The organism is Streptomyces boncukensis (assembly GCF_011045075.1).
Classification (GTDB): Bacteria; Actinomycetota; Actinomycetes; order Streptomycetales; family Streptomycetaceae; genus Streptomyces; species Streptomyces boncukensis.
Window position 1 is genome coordinate 1 of the sequence record NZ_JAAKZZ010000773.1, and the last position, 2,492, is coordinate 2,492.

1 pseudogene is annotated in these 2,492 nt (G+C 72.5%); it reads right to left on the reverse strand.

The features are described from left to right. Positions 1-2,461 (reverse strand): annotated as a pseudogene (locus G5C65_RS35400) (type I polyketide synthase); the annotation flags it as partial. Between the last annotated feature and the right edge of the window lie 31 nt (positions 2,462-2,492).

The window sequence follows — 2,492 nt, forward strand, 5'->3', positions numbered from 1 at the left end:
CCCCCGCAGCCGCCTGCGTATGCCCGATATTCGACTTGACCGAACCCAGCCACAACGGCCGACCCTCCAACCGCCCCTGCCCATACGTCGCCAACAACGCCTGCGCCTCAATCGGATCACCCAGCGTGGTAGCGGTGCCGTGGGCCTCGACCAGGTCGACATCGCCGGTCGTCAGCCCGGCGTTGGCCAGGGCCTGCTGGATGACACGGCGCTGCGCCGGGCCGTTGGGGGCGGTCAGACCGTTGGAGGCACCGTCCTGGTTGACGGCGGTACCGCGCACCACCGCCAGCACCGGATGCCCCAACCGCTCCGCGTCCGACAGCCGCTCCACCGCGAGCATGCCGACGCCCTCGCCCCATACGGTGCCGTCGGCATCGGACGAGAACGACTTGCTGCGGCCCTCCGGCGACAGTCCGCGCTGCCGGCTGAACTCGATGAAGACCTCCGGCGTCGCCATCATCGCGACGCCCCCGGCCAGGGCCAGGGTGCACTCCCCCGACCGCAGCGCCTGGATCGCCAGGTGCAGCGCCACCAGCGACGACGAGCACGCCGTGTCCAGGGTGACGGAGGGGCCCTCCAGCCCCAGCACATACGACACCCGTCCCGAGGCGATGGCGCCGGTGCTGCTGTTGTACGTGTAGTCGTGGTACATCATCCCGGCGAAGACGCCGGTACGGCTTCCGCGCAGCGTCGCCGGGTCGATGCCCGCACGCTCCAGCACCTCCCAGGAGGTCTCCAGCAGCAGCCGCTGCTGCGGGTCCATCATCAGCGCCTCGTTCGGGCTGATCCCGAAGAACCCCGGGTCGAACTCGCCCGCGTCGTGCAGGAAGCCGCCGCGGTTGGTGTAGCTGGTGTCCGGGCGCAGCCCCTCGGGGTCGTAGATGCTGTCGATGTCCCAGCCCCGGTTGACGGGGAACTCGGAGATCGCGTCCACGCCGTCCGCCACGAGCTGCCACAGCTCCTCGGGGGAGGTGACCCCGCCCGGGTAGCGGCAGGCCATACCGACGATCGCAATCGGCTCGTCGTCCGCGGCCGCCGTGTTACGGGAGGCCCCGGACGCGGCGGCGACGGCATCCGCGCCGTCGACCGTGCCGGACACGTCCTCCAGGAGCTGACGGGCGAGTGCGGACGCGCTGGGGTAGTCGAAGATCAGCGTCGACGGCAGCCGCAGGCCGGTCTCGGCGGCGAGTCCGTTCCGCAGTTCGACGGCGGCCAGTGAGTCGAAGCCCAGGTCGCGAAACGCGCGCTCCGGGTCGACCGCGTCCGGACCGGCGTAGCCGAGGACGGCGGCGGCCTGGCCGCGTACGAGAGCGAGCAGCGCGCCCTCCCACTCGTCCTCGGGCAGCGCGGCGAGCCGTCGGCGCAGGCTGTCGGCGTCGCTCCGGACACCGGCGGCGCTGCGCCGCGCCGCGGGCACGATCCCGTGGAACAGCGGCGGCAGCGCGGCCGACTGGGCGCGCAGCGACGCGAGGTCCAGTTTCGCCGGCACCGCCACGGCGGTGCTCAGGCGTACGGCGGCGTCGAACAGCGCCACGCCGTCCTCGGCGGAGAGCGGCAGGACGCCGCCCTGGGCCATCCGGGCCCGGTCCCCCGCGCCGAGCTCCGCGTTCATACCCCCGGTCCCGCCGCCCCACAGACCCCAGGCGAGGGAGTGGGCGGGCAGACCCTGCTCACGGCGGTGCGCGGCCAGCGCGTCGAGATACGCGTTCGCGGCAGCGTAGTTGCCCTGCCCCGGCGCACCCATCACCCCGGAGGCGGAGGAGAACAGCACGAACGCCGACAGGTCCATCTCCGCCGTCAGCTCGTGCAGATGCCACGCGGCATCCGCCTTCGGCCGCAGGACGGTGTCCACGCGCTCCGGGGTGAGCGACGCGACTGTCCCGTCATCCAGCACACCGGCCAGGTGGACGACAGCGCTCAGCTCGCGCCCGGCCAGTACCCCGGCCAGCGCCTCGCGGTCCGCGACGTCACAGGCGACAACCTCCGCGCTGCCGCCCAAGTCGGCGAGCTCGGCCACCAGTTCGGCCGCGCCTGGCGCGTCCATCCCCCGGCGGCTGGTCAGCACCAGCCGCCGTACTCCGTACACGGTCACCAGATGCCGGGCGAAGAGCGCTCCCAGTCCGCCCGTACCGCCCGTGATCAAGACCGTTCCGTCCTCGGTGAATGCGGGCACGCTGTCCGCGTCCGGTTCGGCGTCCGGCGCCGGTGCCACCCGCGTCAGCCGGGCCGCGCGCACCACACCATCCCGCACCTCGACCCACGGCTCCCCCGAAGCCACCACCAACGGCACATCCTCCAACCCCGCATCCGCCACCACGATCCGCCCCGGATTCTCCGACTGAGCCGACCGCACCAAACCCCCAACCGCCGCACCAGCCAAACCCTCCACCAACACCACCAACCGCGACCCACCAAACCGCTCCTCACCCAAAAACTCCTGCACCACCCCCAACACCCGCGACACCTCACCCCGCACCACACCCGGCACACCC